Consider the following 481-nt stretch of genomic DNA (forward strand, 5'->3'; position numbering starts at 1 on the left):
GCCTGGAGAATTTCTTTCATAATGTTTTTGACCGCGAATCGAAATAACAATCGATCTTGCGTCCGAACATCGGAAATTCTCGACGTTCGTAGAATCTCTATGCCTAGGACGATATGGCTCTGATCATCTCGAGTCTTACATAAAAGCGTCATTTCATTCCAATTGCTAGCCGTACCTGTGACTACTGTTTTCAACTGTTCCTTCCGCACAAAAGGCTCATACTCATCAATCTGATCCCGTAGTTTCTCCTGTTCAATCTTCGATTGATTGTCTTGTTCGATGGACGTGATCGTTCGCAACAGCACTTCCGTAATCGTGTTTCTAGAAACCGGCTTTGATAAATAATCCTCGACTTGAAGCCTTAGAGCTTGACGAGCTACTTCAAAATCAGCGTAGCCACTATGGATAAGAATCTTTCCTTCAAAAGACTCTTGCCGTAATGTTTCTATCATTTTCATGCCACTCATCACAGGCATATAGA

1 protein-coding gene is annotated in these 481 nt (G+C 42.0%); it reads right to left on the reverse strand.

Annotated features, from left to right (window positions below; genetic code table 11):
* A partial coding sequence (locus AC1DUA_RS40500; protein ID WP_477505004.1) for a response regulator occupies positions 1 to 452 on the reverse strand: 452 nt, incomplete at its 3' end.
* Positions 453 to 481 lie beyond the last annotated feature (29 nt).

This window comes from Paenibacillus sp. 01T422 (genome assembly GCF_056398785.1).